The following is a 20702-nucleotide window of genomic DNA, read 5'->3' as shown; positions in this document are numbered from 1 at the left end:
CATAATTATTTACTGAAAGGTATAAGCCAGATTCTGAGAAGGATCGATTTTTTTATTAAGCTCCTTAGGATCAAGTACTGCCTGCACCAGATCTTTTTCCTTCAACTTTTTAATTTTTGTAATTACTCCTGTAATTCCTTTTTCAAGCGGAAAGTCGTCCAGCAAACGAACGCTCTGCTTATGCGTTGTAAGGACATTTTTCTTGCCCTGCAACTCTTTACAGAGTTTTTTATTATCATCAATTAAATATGTGGCATAGCACATCGGGCACATTGCTATAAGATTTTCAGGCTTCACATCGGCATTTTGATCCACAAGACTGACCTCATATACCTTTTCGTCTTGCCATTGTTTGAAGCTGTCAGTTCTTTACCACAATTCGGGCAAAAACCTGTTGACTCTGTAAGAAGATACTCACCATTATTTATCCTTTAGTTCTATAGCAAGTTTTTGCTGCTTCTGTTTCTCCAGTGCGTCCTGCTGAGCAAGTCCTGCTGTTGTCTGAATGATCTCCACCATCCATTCAGCAACCTTTTCTCCGACATTATCTAAATCAATTGAAGGATCATATCCACGAAGATCATCAGCCATCAGCGATCTTTGAATTTCATTCTTCTCATTTACCCGTTCTGTCAATATTTCCGGTGTAAGTCTGTAAACAATCGCCTGTGCCAGTTTCTTTGAGATTCCGCGTTTTACATAATTGCGCAAGGTATTGTCCTTAGTCTTTACAGATGGGTCTTTGTTGGAACTCCACTCATCTTCTGTAACGGTTGTAATCATAGCCATAATCTCACGAAAAAAATACGGCACATCATCGCCGTCGGACATATGCTTCTTCAATATTGAAAAAAGCGTTTTAAATCCCAAGATTAACCGTCTCCTTCCTCCGTAAGATTGGAACCACACTGAACCACGTTGAACCAAACAAGGCCCAAGTCGAAGGTACCCATTTTATATACTGAATACAGCTTTAAGAAAACGTGTGTGTACATACCGTGAACGCATAAAAATTCCACGTATATTATATCACGCGACATTCCAGATATCAAACATTATATTCGAGATATGAATTTTTAGTTTGTAATTTGAACGAAGCGAACCCCCCGGATAACGCATCGTCCGATCAACGATGGCTCATGTTATTCGGTGGACAAGTAAATATGTAACACAGCTAACTGATGAGCAGGAAAGCTGCAATCCGAATCGGAGTAATCCGAAAGACTGCATTCTCTTTCTATAGGATAGCTGCGCCTTTTTGAGACCTCCGGTTCGAGAAATCGAAAATCGGAGGTCTCAAAATGACAAACACAAGTAAAAATCGTTTTTATCCACTTCGTAACCCGGAGAATCCATCCAGGATTACTCTCGTACCTATCACAGAGGAGCAGTACCGCTCTCTCTACCCAGAAATCTGGCGTATCCCCGCGAACAGAACCACGGCTGTTGCATGTGTCCTAAGTGCTACTTATGGAAATGCGATGGCCAGTGCGATTTATGCGAATATCATGCACCCAACACAGTATCCCTCGGGGAGAACATTACCGACAATAGTCCATCTATTGAAGACGTTGTAGCAGACAGACAACTTCTTACCCGGCTCATCGCACATCTTGCGCCAACTTGACCTAGAGACAGACAAGATCATCCAACTCTGGATAGACAACCCGGAAGGTATCTCTGACCGCAAGATTGCCAAAGTTCTTGGCAGACCACAGCGCATTTTTGCCGACCAGATGAAGAGGTATCGCACCGAGCTCCATAAGATAGAAAGTAAGTAATATCTTGCTCTTTCCAGCCACTGTCCCACTTCGGGATGATGGCCGGAATATTTTCTTTTAAAATTCTCCGCTCAAATTACCTGTGCATCTCCAGTGGAAGGTGAAGGCACGAGATACAAGCCTTCAGAAATGGAGGTGAACAGAATGTACCGCACTTACACAAACACCGACGGGAACATCAATGAGGAGATCAAACTCTTGAACTCCATCAGTCGTGTATCTGCCAGACTGGCAAGGAACCTTTCAATCCTTGCCGCACAATGTCAATCCAAGAAAGGAGGAAAACAGAATGTCAAAGATGGCAGAAATAGATCAGACCATAAAAGACCTGCGGGATGCCGCTGCTACTATTAACGACGCAGCCGACTGGCTTTACCAGCAATTTTCAGGAGTAGAGGAACCCGAAGCACCTATTAAGAAACAGTCGGAGCCTAAGAGGAAGCTGAAACTTAAAGATGTAATGCCCGTTCTCGCAAATCTCTCCCGCGCCGGTCATACCGCAGAGGTACGCGCCCTGCTCAAGAAATACGGCGCCGCGAAGCTCTCGTTAGTCGATCCAGCAAACTATGAAGCCCTGCTTAAGAACGCGGAGGTAATTGCAAATGGCAGCTAAAGCACATGCGATCCTCTCTGCATCCAGCTCCAACCGCTGGCTCCACTGTCCACCTTCAGCAAGGCTCTCCGAAAATTATAAAGATAAGGGAAGTGACTACGCTGCAGAAGGCACCGATGCCCATTCACTTGCGGAACATAAACTCAAGTCAGCACTGGGACTTTCAACCGAAGATCCGACTGAAAACCTTTCCTAGTATTCCAAGGAGATGAAGGACTGCACAACCGGCTATGCCAAATATGTTCTGGAGCAATTCGAAGCCGCCAAGAAAACCTGTGCTGATCCGGTCATCCTGATCGAGCAGCGTGCGGACTTCTCCCGCTGGGTAGAACAAGGCTTCGGGACTGCTGACTGCATCATTATCGCATACGGCACACTTCGGGTGATCGACTACAAGCACGGACTCGGTGTTCTAGTCTTGACAGATGAGAATCCGCAGATGAAATGTTATGCCCTCGGAGCTTTGGAGCTTTTCGATGATATTTACGACATCGATCAAATTTCCATTACCATCTACCAGCCAAGGCAGCAAAATATCAGCACTTTTGAAATCAATAAAGCCGATCTTTACCACTGGTCAGATGAGGTCTTGAAGCCTACCACGGTGAAGCAAAACGCCTGATGGAGAATAGTCACTATCTTGGTAATAACCTCTTACCGCCATCATCGATCAGGAGACTTTCGACAGCGCTGCAAAGGAATGTATCAGACGTGCTTGATAAGCTTGGCAGGCTGAACCACAAGAAAGCCATGAAGCAAGCTACAGTTCCGACACGCTTCCATCTTGTCGAAGCTGTTCAGCACTATGAAGACCCAAGGCTTGCAGGCAGAATACCTATACAGTCTCATTGAAAGCGAGGTGAACTGATGGGCAATGTCATGTTTATTCCTGCCAGACGCCATCAAGCAATCTGAGCAGCCCAAGCTTCACGTCGCCGCCTACTGTCGAGTCAGTACAGACTCCGATGAGCAGGAAACCAGCTATGATGCTCAAGTCACCCACTACACCGAGTACATTCAGAGCAATCCGGAGTGGATGCTGGCGGGCATCTTTGCCGACGACGGCATCTCCGGAACCAACACCAAAAAGCGAGACGAGTTCAACCGCATGATCGATGAATGCATGACCGGGAACATTGACATGATCATCACCAAATCGATCAGCCGTTTTACCCGCAACACGCTCGACTGCCTGCAGTACATCCGACAGCTGAAAGACAAAAACATTCCAGTCTAACTTTGAAAAGGAGTCCATCAATACAATGGATGCCAAGAGCGAAGTACTGATCACGATCACGGCATCGCTTGCCCAGCAGGAAAGCCAGAGTCTTTCGCAGAACGTGAAACTCGATCTCCAGTACCGTTACCAGCAAGGAAAAGTTCAGGTGAATCACAGTCGCTTCCTCGGCTACACTAAGGACAAAGACGGTCACCTGATCATCGACCCAGAGCAGGCAGAAATTGTAAAGTGAATCTACCGAGAGTACCTCGAAGGCTCCAGCATGGACAAGATTTCAGCTAGCCTTGAGGCAGACAGCATCCTCGCCGGTGCCGGAAAGACAAAATGGCACACTAGCACCATCAACAAGATTCTCCGAAACGAGAAGTACGTGGGGGATGCTCTGCTGCAGAAGACCTACACCGTCGATTTTCTCACCAAGAAGCGAATCAAAAACAACGGCACGGTACCTCAAGTACTACGTCGAGGATGACCACGAGGCGATCATTCCGAAAGAACTCTTCCTGCAGGTGCAGGCCGAACTTGTCCGCCTCCGCGAACAGAAGGGAAAGTCCGAAGCTGACAGCTACAGTCGAGAAGAAACCATGAACCGAATCAAAGAACTGCAGAACTTCATAGGTCAACAAGAAACCAACATCACAGAATTTAACAAGGCTCTGGTCAGACGACTCATCGAGAAAATCAACGTCTTCGCAGACCACTTCACCGTAGAATTCAAGTCCGGTGTAAGCATTGAGATCGAGGCATAAAAAGGCTCCTCGCCACTGACACATTTGCTAGTAGTGAGGAGCCTTGGTCTGTCTATTTTCTTTTTTCTCTTGTTAAAACAATTCCGACGACAGTTCCAATCAACGCAATAGGTGCTAATCTGAAAAAGAACCATTCAAATGCATGAAGGAACGTTCCTACTACTGCAGTTTCCGGATCATTGAAATCCCAACTCAAGTAGAGACTATTACGTGAAATCAAAACCGCAGCAGTTATTACAATGAGCATACACAATATAATAAACAGCCAATGAAGCATTTTTCGTTTAGTAGCCTTACTGCGTGCCAGCTGCAGATTTATGATCTCCAATTTTTCAGAAATCACTTTCAAATCATCGCCCGGTGTTTCAGTGTAAGTCTCACCGAGTAAAGCACTCACCGGTGTTTCAAGAATATCTGAAATAGTGATCAACATTTCAGAATCCGGAACCGATAAACCTCGTTCCCATTTGGATACTGTTTGTCTCACAACATTTAGCTTAATTGCAAGTTCTTCTTGCGAAAGCCCTTTTGACTTTCTAATGGATTGTATGTTTTCGCTTAGCATCGAGGATAACCTCCTTTCTTCAGTTGTTATCCTCATTGTATGAACAGCAGGCCGTTGCCACAAGCAACGCGGATTAACATTTGGTCTGTAAGATAGAATGTTACTTGAAAATAACATAATACGGTGTTGACATCTATCTTGGACACACAACTCCTTGACATCTAATCCACAGCTTCAACTCTGTGACATCTAAATCAGCTACTCAAACCTACACTTTTCGAGCCAAAGCACTCTTAGATAAGTTACCACAGAGCGCTTGTCTTATTCGATACCAAATTTGCTCGAATCCCCAAAAACTGCAGTAATACTGGGCTTTCGCGACTATTTCCCTTCGACTCTTGACATCAACACTATAGTCTCCACATGCGCCGTCTGCGGGAACATATCAACAGGTTGAGCTTTTACAGCTTTGTAACCTGAAGCTCCAAGTATATTTAAATCCCTTGCAAGAGTACTTGGGTCACATGAAACATATACAACAGTTTTTGGCTTCATTATAGCAATTGTATCTAAAAGCTTCCTGTCGCATCCTTTCCTCGGCGGATCTACAACAATAACATCAGCATTCACACCTCTGTTAACAAGATCAGGTATGACTTTCTCAGACTCGCCAACTATGAATTCTACATTTTTCACACCATTTTGAACCGCATTTATTCTAGCATTATAAATCGCCTCAGGTATTATTTCAACACCGTATACCTTTCTTGCCATTTTAGATAAAAATAAAGATATTGTACCCGTCCCGCAGTAAGCGTCAAATACTATTTCGCTGCCGGTTAAGTTAGCATATTTGAGTGCCGTGTCATATAACATCTTCGTTTGCACCGGGTTCACCTGAAAAAATGACAGCGGAGATATATTAAACTTAAAATCTCCTATATAGTCACTTATATAATCATTCCCCCATATGGTTCTGCACTCCTGCCCTAAAATCACATTCGTTTTCTTCATATTTATGTTTTGAACTATACTCTTAACAGATTTTATTTCATTTATTAGAGTTTCAACAAGTTCATCTTTATGTGGAAATTCTCTGCTATTAGTTACTATAACAACCATTATTTCATTTGTTTTAAAACCCTTTCTAATCATTACATGCCTTACATTTCCTGTACCGCTCCGTTCGTCATAAGGCTCTATTTCATATCCATTCATCCAATCTTTAATTATTTTAAGTATTAGATCTGATTCCTTATTTTGAATTGCACATGTATTCATATTTATTATTTGATGACTTCTCTTTGCATAAAATCCTATACTGACTTCACCCTTCTCTTTTCCTACCGGAAGCTGAACCTTATTTCTATAATTATAAGGATTCTCCATACCAATAGTATCATATAAAATCACTGTATTATCCTTGTTCATAATATCCTTATCATAATTTAAATTATCTTCATATAACTTAACAGAGAGCTTGCCTATTCTCTCCAAGCAGTCTTTTACCCTCTGTTTCTTAAACTCAAGCTGAGCCTCATATGAAAAATGCTGAAGCTGACATCCACCACATTTTTTATACAAGCTGCATATCGGTTCAACTCTATTCTTTGATGGAGTTATAACCTTCAATAACTTACCAAATGCAAAGTTTTTGTTTACCTTGACAATTTTTGCAGTGACCTCTTCACCTGGCATAGCTCCCGGTACAAATACAGTAAAATCCTGTACTTTGCCTATACCTTCTCCCTCATAGCCTGAACTATCTATATTTAAAACATACTGCTGATTTTTAATTACAGGAATATTTTTTTTCATGTTTTCACCTACTATATCAAAATCTTACCTAACCATTCTACATTTTACACACATATTTGTCCATAAAATCTAAAACTTTAATTCAGCAAGATGTTTATAGGGTTTGTAATTCTAAGCTTGACTTATGCGTAGGCTGGAATTTTTAAAATTTAGGTACATTAAAAAATTTTGTAGTAAGTGTTAGTGAAGCGTTCTTAAAAATCCAAGCAGATTATATATGTTTGAGTGAAGCGAGTTTATATAATCTGCTTAGATTTTTTAAGCGCAAGCTTAGACTTACTAGAAATTTTTTACGTGACGTATTTTGAAAATCCCGGTCGGAGCATAAAGTTAAGCTTTCAGTTACAAACCCTATACCTAAGAGATTGTGCATTTAAACTACACATAGAGAATATTTTCCCCAAAATCTCTGGTTATATTATTGATTAAAATCTTTTTTTCTATTATACTGATACCATGTAATAGAAAAGAGGCTTATATTATGGAATGGGTTTATTTATTTGTAGCTATTGTATTCGAACTTGCAGGAACGACTTGTATGAAAATATCAAATGGATTTACAAAACCTTTGCCAGTTGTAGGAACATTTTTAACATATACCATATGTTTTACTTTTTTTGCAATGTCATTGAAGAAAATACCTATTAGTGTTGCATATGCTATATGGAGTGCAGCAGGAATCACTGTTATATCAATAATAGGAATTCTTATTTTTAAAGAAAACATTAATGTTTTAAAAATAGTATCTATACTTTTTATTATATTAGGTGTTATAGGATTAAATTTCAGTGGTGTTAGCCACTAAGCTTTTTTAATCCAGCACATTATTAAATTGCTTATATGATTTAAAAGTCTGACATTGTGATAAATTTCCATCTTTAGTCCTGGATTCATGTATTTGAATATTTGCAGCACTACAGTCGCCATTTGCATTATGCACACAATTCTTTGCCTCACATTTTATCTTTGGACTCATTTCTATAGATTCATTAGTAAATATCTGCTTAAATTCTCCATCCAAATTTGAGTTTATAAATCGTGATTTCGCCATATTTAAAATATTTTTATCTGCAAATGTTTCACACTCCGTTGAAGAATTTTCGCGTGCGTTACTTCCAATAATATTAATCATATACGCATCACACAGCCCACTTATATTATTTACACAATTTCTAACATCACAACTCAATTTAGTTTCCATATAAAATACCTCCTATGTTTATATTTTTTTACATAGAACAAATTTTATACTATAGGGTTTTTAATTCCGGGCTTAAGTTATACGTAAACTGACATTCCCAAAATGTAAGCACATTAAAAAATTTTTTAGTAAATCTTAGTGAAGTATTTTTGAAAATCTAAGCAGATTTTATATGTTTGAGCCTGCAAGTTTATAAAATCTGCTTAGATTTTTATAAATACGAACTTAGACTTACTAGAAATTTTTTACGTGACGAATTTTGGAAATGTCAACTGGAGTATAACTTAAGCTTGGAATTAAAAAATCTATACATATCTAATCAAATAGAAAATAAAAAAAAGCACCATTAAAGGTGCAAAAATAGAATCAGTTGTCTCTTTTTTTATCCATCATAATATTTTACCCATAGTGTAGAATATTATACATTATTTTCTAATAAAATTTCAATAGGTTCCCTGCTTATTAACAGCGCAAATGCATAAAAAATTATAATTTTTTATGCTTCAGAGGAATTTTAGCGCTCTATATAGGGTTTGTAAATCTAAGCTTAACTTATGCGCAGGTCGTGATTTCTAAAATTTAGGCACATTAGAAAATTTTGTAGTAAGTATTAGCAAGGCATTCTTAAAAGTCTTAGTGGATTTTATATGTTTGAGCAAAGCGAGTTTATAAAATCTGCTTAGACTTTTATGAACGCAAGCTTACACTTACTAGAAATTTTTTACGTTACGTATTTTGGAAATCCTGGCCGGAGCATAAGTTAAGCTTTCAGTTACAAACCCTATATTAGTGTTACCATCCAACACAGAATAGGAGTTATAATAATTGCAGGCAAATAATTTGCCACCTTAATTTCAGTAATACCAATTATATTTAATCCAAGTGCTATTATCATTATGGAACCTGTACATGTGATTTCTCCAATAGCTGCACTAGTCAAAATTGGCTGTAAAAACTGTGCCAGCAAAACGATGCCGCCCTCAAATAAGAAAACAAAAGAAGCTGAAAACAATACACCAATTCCGAGACTTACAGATAGTACCACTGATGATATAAAATCAAGTACAGATTTTGTAAAAAGCATAGTATTATCTCCAGAAAGTCCTGCATTTAATGCGCCTACAATACTCATCGCACCTACACAAGATAAAAGGCTTGCTGCAACAAAACCCCGGGCAACTGAAATAGAGTTATCAGAAGATGATTTAAATCTTCTTCCAATCCATTCACCTAAAATAGTTATCTGTTTGTCAATATCAATCCATGCACCGATGATAGTACCTATAACAATGGAAACTATAAGTATCAAAGTATTTTTACCCTTTAACGTCCCTGATATTCCAATGTAAATAGTACATAAACCTATTCCAACCATAACTGCATCAGTAATCTTTTTAGAAATTCCTTTTTTAAACAACAGACCAATAATGCTTCCTGAAATAATAGCTATAGAATTAACAATTACACCTATCATTTTATGTTGGCTCTTCCACTATATACAATTCCTCTTATCACATCAAGAGTTACAAACGACCCCGTTTTCAATACTTCTGTTGCAGCACCGGCATTACAGATAAGTGGAATATCTTTTGATATACACTCTATTCCCAGGTGTGAAGTCAATCCTCCATCCTCAGCAACTACTCCGGCAACCCTGTCTAAAACTGATATATACTCTTTATCAAGATTCTTTATTACAAGAATATCTCCTCTTTCAATACTATTGCAAGCTTCCCTGGCACTATTCACAATTTTAACTGTACCATATCCGGGATGGGTACCTACTCCTCTGCCCTGGGCAAGTATATCTCCAACTATATGAACCTTAAGCATATTCGTAGTTCCCGAATAACTTACAGGTATACCTGCTGCGATTACAACCAGATCACCTTTCTTAACATAATTAGTTTTAAGAGATATTTCAACTGATTTTTCTATTAATTCATCTGTCGAATTAACCTTTTCAGTTAGTATTGCAAACACACCCCAGTTAAGTGCCAGCTTTCTTGCAACACTCTCATAAGATGTAACAGCTATTATAGGACAAGACGGTCTATACTTCGATACAATCCTCGCCGTATGGCCACTCTGCGTAGCTGTAATTATTGCAGAAGCATTTAATTCCTCTGCAGTAGTACAAGTTGCAAAACTTATTGCATTAGGTACATTTTGAATATGAAGTTCTTTATTTCTTCTAAGTATAGTTTCATAATCAAGTTTAGCTTCAACTGTCTGAGCTATTCTTGCCATTGTCTGTGCAGCCTCAACCGGATACTTGCCATTTGCAGATTCTCCACTAAGCATTATAGCATCTGTTCCATCAAATATAGCATTTGCTATATCCGAAGCTTCTGCCCTGGTTGGTCTAGGATTCCTTATCATTGAATCCAACATTTGAGTTGCAGTTATTACAGGTTTACCTGCTTTATTACATTTGTAAATTATAGATTTTTGTATAAGAGGAACCTCCTCCATGGGAATTTCAACTCCCATATCTCCTCTTGCCACCATTATACCATCAGAAAATTTTATTATCTCATCTATATTATTAACACCTTCCTGACTTTCAACTTTGGAAAATATCAATATATCATGTCCGCCATTTGCTTCTAATATTTTTCTTATTGCAAGTACATCTGCCGCCTTTCTTATAAATGAAGCAGCTATCATATCTACATCCTGCTCACAGCCAAATATCAAATCACTTTCATCTTTTTCGGTTATAGCCGGAAGATCAATTGATACACCGGGCACATTTACACCTTTATGATTTGCTACCATTCCGGCATTTTTTACTACACAGTGAATTTTATTTCCATCAACACTTTCAACCTCAAGTCCTACCAAACCATCATCTATTAATATAGTATCTCCACTTTTTACATCCTTGCACAATCCAGCATAAGTTACTGAACATTTTGTATCATCACCAACAACCTCTTCATTACAATATATAGTGAACTTATCTCTTTCTTTAAGCTCAACCTTCTCATCCTTAAAATTACCGGTTCTTATTTCCGGTCCCTTTGTATCAAGCATTATAGCTATTGGTTTATTATATTTTTCTCTGAGTCTTTTAACAAGATCCATCCTCACCTTGTGTTCTGAATGGTCACCATGGGAAAAATTATGTCTTGAAACATTCATTCCGGCTTCAATAAGCTTTGACAGAACATCCTCACTTCCACTGGCAGGTCCGATTGTAAAAATCATTTTAGTCTTTTGCATAATTACTCTCCTTATATAAATTTATTTTTTTATAATAAAATCTATTTATCTAATAAAAATTTATTTACAAGTAATTATAGGGTTTGTAATTATAAGCTTAACTTATGCGCAGGTCGGGATTTCTAAAATTAAGGCACATTAGAAAATTTTGTAGTAAGTCTTAGCGAAGCGTTCTTAAAAGTCTTAGTAGATTATATATGTTTGAGCAAAGCGAGTTTATATAATCTGCTTAGATTTTTTTAAGCGCAAGCTTAGACTTACTAGAGATTTTTTACGTGACATATTTTAGAAATCCTGGTCGGAGCATAAGTTAAACTTTCACTTATAAACCATATAAATTAATATGATAATACATTTGCTACTTTATACAGCTCTACATTGAATTTACGTGGGACAGCCAAAGCTTCATCTATATCCATATCAACTATCTTTCCACCATTTATCCCCACAACTCTTGAAGATTTTCCCTGAGATAGAAGTTCAACTGCCTTATACCCCATTCTGGAAGCTAAAATTCTATCCATGCAAGTTGGGCTTCCCCCTCTTTGTATATGCCCGAGTTTAGTGGCCCTTGCCTCCATTCCAGTAATTTCTTCTATCTTTTTTGCGAGCTCTTCAGCTCCACCTATTCCTTCTGCAAGGACTATTAAATTATGCATCTTTCCCCTCATTTTTCCTTCAAGTATAGTTCTGCACAGAGTATTTTGATCATATCCCTTTTCAGGGACTATTATACTCTCAGCACCACCGGCAAGACCCGAATAAAGTGCTATATCCCCGCAATTTCTTCCCATAACTTCTATAACACTTACCCTTTCATGAGAGGTGGATGTATCCCTTAATTTATTTATCGCATCAAGCACAGTATTTATTGCTGTATCAAATCCTATAGTATAATCCGTATATGGTAAATCATTATCAATAGTACCAGGAAGTCCAATTGTAGCTATACCTAACTTTGATAACAATTGAGCACCTCTAAATGAACCATCCCCGCCTATAACTACAAGTCCGTCAACTCTGAACGTTTTTAGTATATTATAAGCCTTCTTTCTTCCCGCTTCTGTTTTAAATTCCTCACAGCGTGCAGTTCTAAGCATGGTTCCTCCCCTTTGTATAATATCAGCTACACTGCGTCTATCCATTCTAAATATTTCTCCATTTAATAAACCACTGTAGCCTCTTTGTATTCCCATAACCTCAAGATCCTTATCCAGACCAGTTCTAACTACTGCTCTTATGGCAGCATTCATTCCAGGTGCATCCCCACCACTTGTCAATACAGCTATTGTTCTCATATTTATACCTCCTATGACCGCATGGACAATTTATGTCCCACATTGGTTACACGCCCTATAGGTTTATTATATCATACAATATTAGGTTTTTCATTATACCAAATTTAATTAAATGAAAATTTTTTATATATCGACATATTATACCTTTAAATTTAATTAAATACCGGATAAACTAATAATAAAATCTATCCGGTATTTAAAAACTTCTTTTCTTATTTTATATTCTTGTTTATTATCAAAAAAATATACTCTAAATTTATAAATCTAAATTAATTTTATATTTTGATCACCAAATTCTTTTCTTATATCATACATAAAGTCATTATTGGAATCTACCCAGTATTCACTATCCAATCTAAATTTTTTTCTTTCCTTCTTAGTGCATATATATACTGGAGTATTTCCATTAAACTCACGCGAAATATTTTTCACCCTGCCAATTGCTGACTTCATTAAAGCTTCTTCGTCTATTAGTATATATAACTTTTGACTTTCTAATTTGACTAAAGGCTCTATACTCTCACATAAAATCTTAGAGGGTTCATCTTCCCTTATACTAACTCTTCCTTTTACAAGAATAATATCATCTTCATATATAAGGTTTCTATATCTACTAAATGTTTTTGGAAAAACAATTACTTCTATATCACCGTACAAATCTTCAACATTTATAAATGCCATCATTTCATTATTCTTAGTTATCTTCTTACTTGCGGAAGTTATTATTCCACCTATAATAACCTTCGTACCATCTTCTACCTTGATGTGATTTGTCAAATCACTCTCTAAAGATTTATCTCCGATTATATCTGATATTTTTACACTTGTTTGTAATTTAAGTGTCTTTTTATATTCATCAAGTGGATGACCAGTTATATAAAGTCCTGTCATTTCCTTTTCCATCGATAAAATGTTTTTCTTATCAAACTCCTTTACATCTGGATATTGAATTGCAACCCCGGAATTACTTATATCAGAAAAAAGACTCAATTGGCCTTCTATATTTTTTTTTCTAGAACTACTTATCCCATCCAATATTCTCTCATAAACAGAAAGCATCTTTGAACGATACACATTAAAACAGTCAAATGCACCAGCTTTAATCAAGCTTTCTACAACTCTCTTATTTATACACGATACATCTATCTTATTGCAAAAATCCATCAAGTCCTTAAATTCTCCCTTTTCCTCTCTTGATCTAACTATGCTGTCTATTACATTATCTCCCGCATTTTTAATTGCAGAAAGGCCAAACCTTATCTTATCCTCTTTGACTGTGAATTTTGCATAGCTCTCATTTATATCAGGCGGAAGAACCTCTATTCCTATTTCATTTGCAAATCTTATATAATATGCAACTTTATCATTGTCACCTTTTACACTGTTAAGCATAGCGGCAAAATATTCTGCTGGATAGTAATACACCATGTAAGCTGTCTGAAATGCAATGACTGCATATGCAGCTGCATGACTTTTGTTAAACGCATATGATGCAAAATCCATCATTGAATCAAATATACTATTTGCTATATCATAAGATATGCCATTTCTTATACATCCAGGTACCGTAACTTCTCCATTTTCATCAACTATACCGTATATAAAATTTTTTCTTTCTTCTTCCATAACATGGTGTTTTTTCTTGGACATAGCACGTCTTACAAGGTCACTTCTTCCCATAGAGTAGCCTGCAAGCTTTCTCACTATCTCCATTACCTGTTCCTGGTAAACCATACACCCATATGTTACAGAAAGTATAGATTCAAGTTCAGGTGTCTCATACTCAACATTACCGGGATTATTTTTATTACTAACATATTTCGGTATTTCTGCCATAGGACCCGGCCTATAAAGACTGATTCCTGCTATTATATCCTCAAAGGAATCTGGTTTTAATTCCTTCATAAATGATGTCATTCCAGCAGATTCAAGCTGAAATACACCAACAGTTTTCCCTTTACCTATCATATTGTAAACTTTTTGATCATCATAGTCTATCTTATCCAGATCTACTGATATATTCCTATTAGATTTCACCATATTAACAGTATCTCTAAGCACGGTAAGCGTTCTGAGTCCTAAAAAATCCATCTTCAAAAGCCCGAGTTCCTCAAGTGTTCCCATAGTAAATTGGGTAACTATATTACCTTCATTTTTTTGAAGCGGCACATAACTTACAAGAGGTTTAGACGATATAACAACACCTGCAGCATGTGTGGAAGTATGCCTTGGAAGACCCTCAAGCGATCTTGCTATGTCTATAAGTTCTTTTGTTCTTTGCTCGCTGTCGTAAGCTTCCTTTAAATCACTGCTTAATTCAAGAGCTTTATCTATAGTTATATTTAAAACAGTTGGAACCATCTTTGCTATTCTATCAACTTCTCCATATGGATAATCCATTGCCCTTCCAACATCTCTTATACAAAGTCTTGCGGCCATTGTCCCAAATGTTATAATTTGAGAGACATTGTCTTCTCCATATTTTTTGACAACATAGTCTATCATTTCGCCTCGTCTCTCATAACAGAAGTCAGAATCTATATCAGGCATTGACACACGTTCCGGGTTTAAAAATCGTTCAAAAATAAGTCCGTATTTTATAGGATCTATCTTAGTTATTCCAAGTGTATACGCAACTATTGATCCCGCAGCAGATCCCCTTCCAGGCCCTGTCATTATACCACTCTCACGTGCAAATCTTATAAAATCCCACACTATCAAAAAATAATCTACATAACCCATCTGATTTATTATACCAAGTTCGTAATCAAGTCTTTCCTTTAATTTACCCGTTACATCACTGTATCTCTCTTTTAATCCGCTGTAACATAAATTTTTTAAATACTCAAAAGGATCTACATCCTCTGGAAGTGGGAACGTTGGCAGTTTCGATTTATGAAACTCATAATCAAAATTGCACTCATTTGCGATTTTAACTGTATTTTCTAGTGCTTCTGGCACATAGGAAAATATTTTATACATTTCTTCAGGAGATTTTAAGTAAAACTCATCAGAAGGATATTTCATTCTATTCTCTTCATAAACTGTTTTTCCAGTCTGTATGCATAAAAGTACATCGTGAGCCTTAAAATCCTCTTTACATATGTAATGTACATCATTAGTTGCTACAAGTGGTATTTGAAGTTCCTTTGACATTTTTATAAGTTCTTCATTTACCTTAAGCTGCTCTTCCATACCATGATACTGGAGCTCCAGATAAAAACCATCACTAAATATATCTTTATAAAAAAGGGCTGTTTCTTTAGCCTTATCTATTCTATTTTTTAGTATATATGACTGTATCTCTCCGCCAAGACAAGCACTTAATGCTATTATTCCATCACTATGAGTTTTTAAATAATCATGATCGACTCTCGGTTTATAATAAAATCCATCAATTGACGCCTTAGACACTATCTTCATCAGATTGTCATAGCCTACCTCATTCTTTACAAGGAGAACCAGATGATAATTTTCATTCTCTCTATCATTTTGCTTTATATACATAGACTTTGGAGCAACATATATTTCACAGCCTATTATAGGTTTTATTCCCTGCTCTTTTGCTTCCTTGTAAAACTCCACACACCCATACATTACTCCATGGTCTGTTATTGCTATACTCTTCATATCAAGTTCTTTTGCTCTCGCTATGAGATTATGAATTTTAGCCGAGGAATCCAAAAGTGAATACTCCGTATGCTGATGTAAACTTATCCATTCATACTTTTTTTCCACATACCCACCTTCTTCTCTTTCTGTAATTAAATCATTTTTACTAATACATTAATTATATCATTGTAACGAAGAGTATAGAATATAAAATTAAGTAATCTGAAAATGTTACTTAGAATAATTATTTAAATTGTCCGAACTTATTTTTTTCTTTTTATTAGAATACATTTGTTTGCATGCATAACCTACAATCAGTACACAAAGCCATATTGGCAGGGCAATAAGTCCAGTTTTATAACCCGGTACCATTGTCATCAAAATCAATAACAAAGCTAAAAAGGCCAGACAAAAATAATTAGAAAGCGGATAGAATGGAACCTTAAATTTTAATTTACTGGAAGCTTCTTTTCCGATTTTCTTATGAAAACGCATATTAGTAATAGCAATTGCTCCCCAGGTAATAATCTCCGACACAAGTACTATCGACACAAGATAGTTAAACAGATTTGCAAAAAAGTAGTTTAAAACTACTACAAGTAAAGTTATAGCTGCATTTATTTTTAGACCTGTAGTTGGTACACCAGCTTCATTCTTTTTGGTTAAAAACTTAGGTGCACTTCCGCTTTCAGCAAGGCTTGACAGTATCCTCGGATTACTAAAAACCATGCAGTTAAAAACTGAAAGACAAGCAGTTATACAAACTATATTCATAATGAATGCCGCTGCTTTTATTCCCAATCCATCCATAGCCATAACAAACGGACTGGTATTCAGTGCAATTTTAGTCCAGGGCCAAATAGCTATTATAATTCCAATAGCACCTATATAAAATATAAAAACTCTTAACCAAAATATCTTGTTAATCGCCTCTGGAAGCGTTTTCTCTATATCATCAGCTTCTCCGGCTGTCGTACCTACAGATTCAATTCCGCCAAAAGCAAATGCAGCTGATAAAAGAGCAAATAATAAACCTTTGGCACCCTTTGGGAAAAAACCTCCATAGGCCCAAAGATTACTGAATCCAATAGCTTTACCGCCTTTAATTCCTAAAATAACAGCAATACCTAAAACTATTACTAAAAGTACTGAGAATACTTTTATACATGAGAGCCAGAATTCAAACTCACCAAAAGCATTTGCATTAATCATATTAATAGCATAAATAATTACTAAAAACACAAAAACTGTAATCCAATGTGGCAGATTCGGGAACCAATAATCCATAAAAACACAGGAGGCTGTGAGTTCAAGCATACTTACGACAATGCATGTATACCACCAATTCCATCCGACAATAAATCCCGGGAGTTTGCCCCAATATTTTTCAGCATATGCACAATAAGAACCAGAATCCGGATTTTCTATTGTCATTTCACCAAGCATTCTCAAAATTAAAAATACAGCAAACCCGGCTATAGCATAAGATAACAAAACTGCAGGTCCTGCCATTTGAATTGTTTCTGAAGAAACCATGAATATACCGGTTCCAATTGCACTTCCAAGTACAATCATATTTAAATGTCTTTTTTTCAGGTTAGCTTTCTTGTGTTGTGTTTTTTCCCCATATTAAACTCTCCTTTTAATATTTTTTAAAAACATAGCCGAAAACTTTGTACTTTATGCTATAAAAGTTTTCGGCTTCGTTAAAAACTTTTTTGTTATTACAAAAACTTTTCTATTACTACTTTTCTGTCTTATATAAATCTTTTAATTTCTGAAATGCATCGAAAGATCTTTTTATCATTTCTGGATCAACACAATAGGATACCCTTACATACCCCGGACATCCAAAATCATCTGCCGGCACAATAAGAAGATTATATTTTTTTGCATTTTCGGAAAATTTAACAGAGTCACCTTCCAGTGATTTTACAAATAAATAAAATGCTCCATCCGGTCTAACGCATTGATAACCCATTTTACTAAGTCCATCATACAGTAACTTCCTGTTATCATCATATAAAGCCATATCTGATGTTTTTCCCATACATTTTAAAATCACCTTTTGGAATAAACTTGGGGCACATACATATCCAAGAGAACGTCCTGCTCCACATATAGCTGTATATATATCCTGATCATTTTCCACGCAGTCAGGAACTAAAATATATCCTATTCTTTCTCCAGGAAGTGAAAGTGACTTGCTGTATGAATAACATACAATTGTATTCTCATAATAAGATGGGACATATGGTACTTTTATACCATCATAGACAATTTCTCTATAGGGTTCATCTGATATGAGATACAAAGGTTTATTATACTCCTTAGATTTCTTTTTTAATAAATCTGCCAAAGATTTTAATGTATTTTCCGAATAAACAACTCCAGATGGATTATTAGGAGAATTTATTATAATTCCCTTTGTATGCGAATTAATACTTTCTTCAAGTAAATTCATCTGAATTTGGAAACTTTTTGTATCTGCCGGTATCACTACAACCTTTGCACCCGCATTTTTTATAAATACCTGATACTCTGGAAAATAAGGTGCAATAATAATAAATTCATCAGTAGAATCTACAGTAAGTGCCTTAAGTGTAATAGTTAGTGACGCTGCTGCACCGCATGTCATATAAAAATTTTCTGCTCCAAGATTACAATTAAATGTACCATTCATGTAGTCAGCTAAACCTTTTCTGACTTCAAAGTCACCTTGTGCAGAAGTATAACCATGGATTTCGACTGGATCAACTGTTTTTATCAATTCTATTATCGATTCTTCTACACATTTTGGTGCTGGAATAGTTGGATTTCCAATACTAAAATCATACACATTTTCTTTTCCAACAACTGCAGCCTGCTGCTTTCCATATTCAAATAATTCTCTTATTACAGATCGTTTTGCTCCTAATTCATGCATTTCCTTTGATACTATCATTCTCTCTCACTCCTTATATTCTCTGGCATTTTCCTCTCCTTTAAGCACTCTTAAAGTACCTAAAGCTAAGGACTCCATTTCATTCTCTCCCGGCATAATTTCAACTGGTGCAATAAACTCTACCCTTTTTTTAATCCAGTCTGTCAGCATATTTGAATAGGCTATACCTCCCGTTATAATAATGAGATCCACTTTACCTTCTACTACTGTCGCAAGTTCACCTATTCCCTTTGCAATTTGATAGGCCATAGCTTCATACACTAACCTTGCCTTTTTATTTCCATTTTTAATCATTTTTTCAACTTCCCTGGCATCTTTAGTTCCAAGGTAGTCTTTTAATCCACCATTTCCTCTGAGCTTTTTTTGCATGGTTTCTTTATCAAACTTTCCCGAATAACAGAGATCTATAAGAGCCTTACATTGTAATTTACCCGCTCTTTCAGGGGAAAATGGTCCATCATCATCTGGCATTACATCAACCATTTTCCCTTTTTCATGAACACTTAATGATATTCCTCCACCTAAATGGGCAACAATAAAATTCATGTCTTTATATTTTTTCCCATACTTTTTTGCAGCCTTTATTGCCATTGCCCTTGAATTCAACGCATGGCTTGTACTCTCGCGGGGTATATCACTCATACCTGATATACGTGCTATATCATTCATCTCATCTACCCTTACTGAATCATATATATAGGCCAATACTCCAATAGAATTTGCAATTTCATAGGCAACCAGTGCTCCCAGATTAGAAGCATGCTCAACAACAGGATTATTTCTTAGTCTATTTATCATTAATTTATTAACTTTATAGGCACCTGACTGTACCTTAGGAAGCATTCCGCCCCTTCCTACAACTGCATCCAATTTATTAATCTCAATCCCTTTTTCTTTTAAGAAGGACAAAACAACTTTTTTTCTCATATCAAATTGATCCGCAATTTTATTGTATTTTTCAATTTCCTCAATTGGATGTTCCAGCGTTACATTAAATAATTCTTTCTCATTTTCATATAAAGCTATCTTTGTAGAAGTAGAACCCGGATTGATTACTAGTATTTTATAACCCATCTTTACCTAGCTGCATATATCCTGATATATGCAGCTACACTCCTCTCTCATGTAATTTATTGAAGTACTTTATGCTAGGTTTAATCCGATATTAAACGCCTTAATATTTAAATCAATAAACTTTTCTTTTACATTTTCACTTATAATCTTTTTCCAATCTATGTCTTCGAGTCCCATTTTCTTAACTAGTGCTCCCAACAATATAATATTAGCTACCTTAGTATTGCCAAGCTTATCAGCCTCTCCATCTGCATCTATAACAGTTGTAGGAACTTTACTTTTAAGTTCTTCTACTATTCCTTCCGGATAGTCTGCCTTTCCGCCAATAATAGGCATTGAATCCATTCGGCAGTCATTGACTACTATCTTTCCTTCCGGTTTTAAGTATTTAAGCCACCTTAATGCCTCCATTTTTTCAAATGATACTAATATATCTGCTCCGCCAATCTCTATAACCGGTGATTCAACCTTTTCTCCGTATCTTACCTGTGATGAAACAGAACCCCCTCTTTGGGACATTCCATGTATTTCGCTCATCTTTACATCATAACCCTCTTGCATTAAACCAGTAGTCAAAATCTTGCTGGCAAGAATTGTACCTTGTCCACCTACTCCAACTAACAATATACTTTTAGTCAT

Annotated in this window: 15 protein-coding genes and 2 pseudogenes; 4 read left to right on the top strand and 13 right to left on the bottom strand. The window is 36.5% G+C overall.

Features of this window, described 5'->3' with window-relative positions; all coding sequences use genetic code 11:
• Positions 1-9: 9 nt before the first annotated feature.
• Both D4Z93_RS13425 and D4Z93_RS13420 read right to left on the bottom strand, forming a co-directional pair.
• Positions 10-315, bottom strand: a complete 306-nt coding sequence (locus D4Z93_RS13425) for a hypothetical protein (protein WP_243105973.1) — start codon at positions 313-315, stop codon at positions 10-12.
• 105 nt (positions 316-420) lie between these two features.
• Positions 421-870, bottom strand: coding sequence for a hypothetical protein (locus tag D4Z93_RS13420; protein ID WP_243105972.1), 450 nt, complete (start codon positions 868-870; stop codon positions 421-423).
• 1200 nt (positions 871-2070) lie between these two features.
• Here D4Z93_RS13420 and D4Z93_RS02240 point away from each other — a divergent pair.
• The 3 genes and pseudogenes from D4Z93_RS02240 to D4Z93_RS02225 all read left to right on the top strand — a co-directional run.
• Positions 2071-2394: a DNA ligase gene (locus tag D4Z93_RS02240; RefSeq protein WP_119970130.1), complete on the top strand. Its 324-nt coding sequence runs from the start codon at positions 2071-2073 to the stop codon at positions 2392-2394.
• Positions 2384-2995, top strand: a pseudogene (locus D4Z93_RS02235) (DUF2800 domain-containing protein); the annotation flags it as partial. The gene D4Z93_RS02240 and the pseudogene D4Z93_RS02235, both read left to right, overlap by 11 nt.
• A 266-nt stretch (positions 2996-3261) precedes the next feature.
• Positions 3262-4170 (top strand): annotated as a pseudogene (locus D4Z93_RS02225) (recombinase family protein); the annotation flags it as partial.
• A 265-nt stretch (positions 4171-4435) separates the two neighbouring features.
• Here the strand turns inward: D4Z93_RS02225 and D4Z93_RS02220 are convergent.
• A complete protein-coding gene (locus D4Z93_RS02220; protein ID WP_119970128.1) occupies positions 4436-4948 on the bottom strand; it encodes a helix-turn-helix domain-containing protein in 513 nt (170 codons plus the stop codon).
• A 321-nt stretch (positions 4949-5269) separates the two neighbouring features.
• Positions 5270-6706 carry a 23S rRNA (uracil(1939)-C(5))-methyltransferase RlmD gene (rlmD, locus tag D4Z93_RS02215; protein ID WP_119970127.1) on the bottom strand — a complete coding sequence of 479 codons (1437 nt, stop codon included), beginning with the start codon at positions 6704-6706 and terminating at the stop codon, positions 5270-5272.
• A gap of 481 nt (positions 6707-7187) precedes the next feature.
• On the opposite strand from rlmD, the gene D4Z93_RS02210 reads away from it, so the two are divergent.
• Positions 7188-7511: a DMT family transporter gene (locus D4Z93_RS02210; protein ID WP_119970126.1), complete on the top strand. Its 324-nt coding sequence runs from the start codon at positions 7188-7190 to the stop codon at positions 7509-7511.
• A 6-nt stretch (positions 7512-7517) separates the two neighbouring features.
• Here D4Z93_RS02210 and D4Z93_RS02205 read toward each other — a convergent pair whose 3' ends face one another.
• From D4Z93_RS02205 to D4Z93_RS02165, 9 genes are all read right to left on the bottom strand, one after another.
• A complete protein-coding gene (locus D4Z93_RS02205) occupies positions 7518-7907 on the bottom strand; it encodes a DUF1540 domain-containing protein (protein WP_119970125.1) in 390 nt (129 codons plus the stop codon).
• Positions 7908-8688: 781 nt separating this feature from the next.
• Positions 8689-9381: a DUF554 domain-containing protein gene (locus tag D4Z93_RS02200; RefSeq protein WP_119970124.1), complete on the bottom strand. Its 693-nt coding sequence runs from the start codon at positions 9379-9381 to the stop codon at positions 8689-8691.
• Positions 9378-11135, bottom strand: coding sequence for a pyruvate kinase (gene pyk / locus D4Z93_RS02195; RefSeq protein ID WP_119970123.1), 1758 nt, complete (start codon positions 11133-11135; stop codon positions 9378-9380). Before pyk ends, D4Z93_RS02200 begins: the two co-directional genes overlap by 4 nt.
• A gap of 338 nt (positions 11136-11473) precedes the next feature.
• Positions 11474-12433, bottom strand: coding sequence for a 6-phosphofructokinase (gene pfkA / locus D4Z93_RS02190; protein ID WP_119970122.1), 960 nt, complete (start codon positions 12431-12433; stop codon positions 11474-11476).
• 264 nt (positions 12434-12697) lie between these two features.
• Positions 12698-16171: a DNA polymerase III subunit alpha gene (locus D4Z93_RS02185; protein WP_119970121.1), complete on the bottom strand. Its 3474-nt coding sequence runs from the start codon at positions 16169-16171 to the stop codon at positions 12698-12700.
• Positions 16172-16276: 105 nt separating this feature from the next.
• On the bottom strand, positions 16277-17620 hold the full coding sequence (locus tag D4Z93_RS02180; RefSeq protein ID WP_119970120.1) for an amino acid permease: 1344 nt from the start codon (positions 17618-17620) through the stop codon (positions 16277-16279).
• A gap of 169 nt (positions 17621-17789) precedes the next feature.
• Positions 17790-18986 (bottom strand): pyridoxal phosphate-dependent aminotransferase, encoded by a 1197-nt coding sequence (locus tag D4Z93_RS02175; RefSeq protein WP_119974194.1) that lies wholly within the window; start codon positions 18984-18986, stop codon positions 17790-17792.
• 9 nt (positions 18987-18995) lie between these two features.
• A complete protein-coding gene (gene buk / locus D4Z93_RS02170) occupies positions 18996-20063 on the bottom strand; it encodes a butyrate kinase (RefSeq protein WP_119970119.1) in 1068 nt (355 codons plus the stop codon).
• 69 nt (positions 20064-20132) lie between these two features.
• The gene (locus tag D4Z93_RS02165; RefSeq protein ID WP_119970118.1) at positions 20133-20702 is read right to left on the bottom strand and encodes an indolepyruvate oxidoreductase subunit beta; all 570 of its coding nucleotides are present in this window, start codon (positions 20700-20702) and stop codon (positions 20133-20135) included.

Origin of the sequence: Clostridium fermenticellae (assembly GCF_003600355.1) — a bacterium.
Taxonomy (GTDB): Bacteria; Bacillota; Clostridia; order Clostridiales; family Clostridiaceae; genus Clostridium_AV; species Clostridium_AV fermenticellae.
Note: the sequence above shows the minus strand (reverse complement) of the source record. Positions and strands in the feature narration are given on the sequence as shown.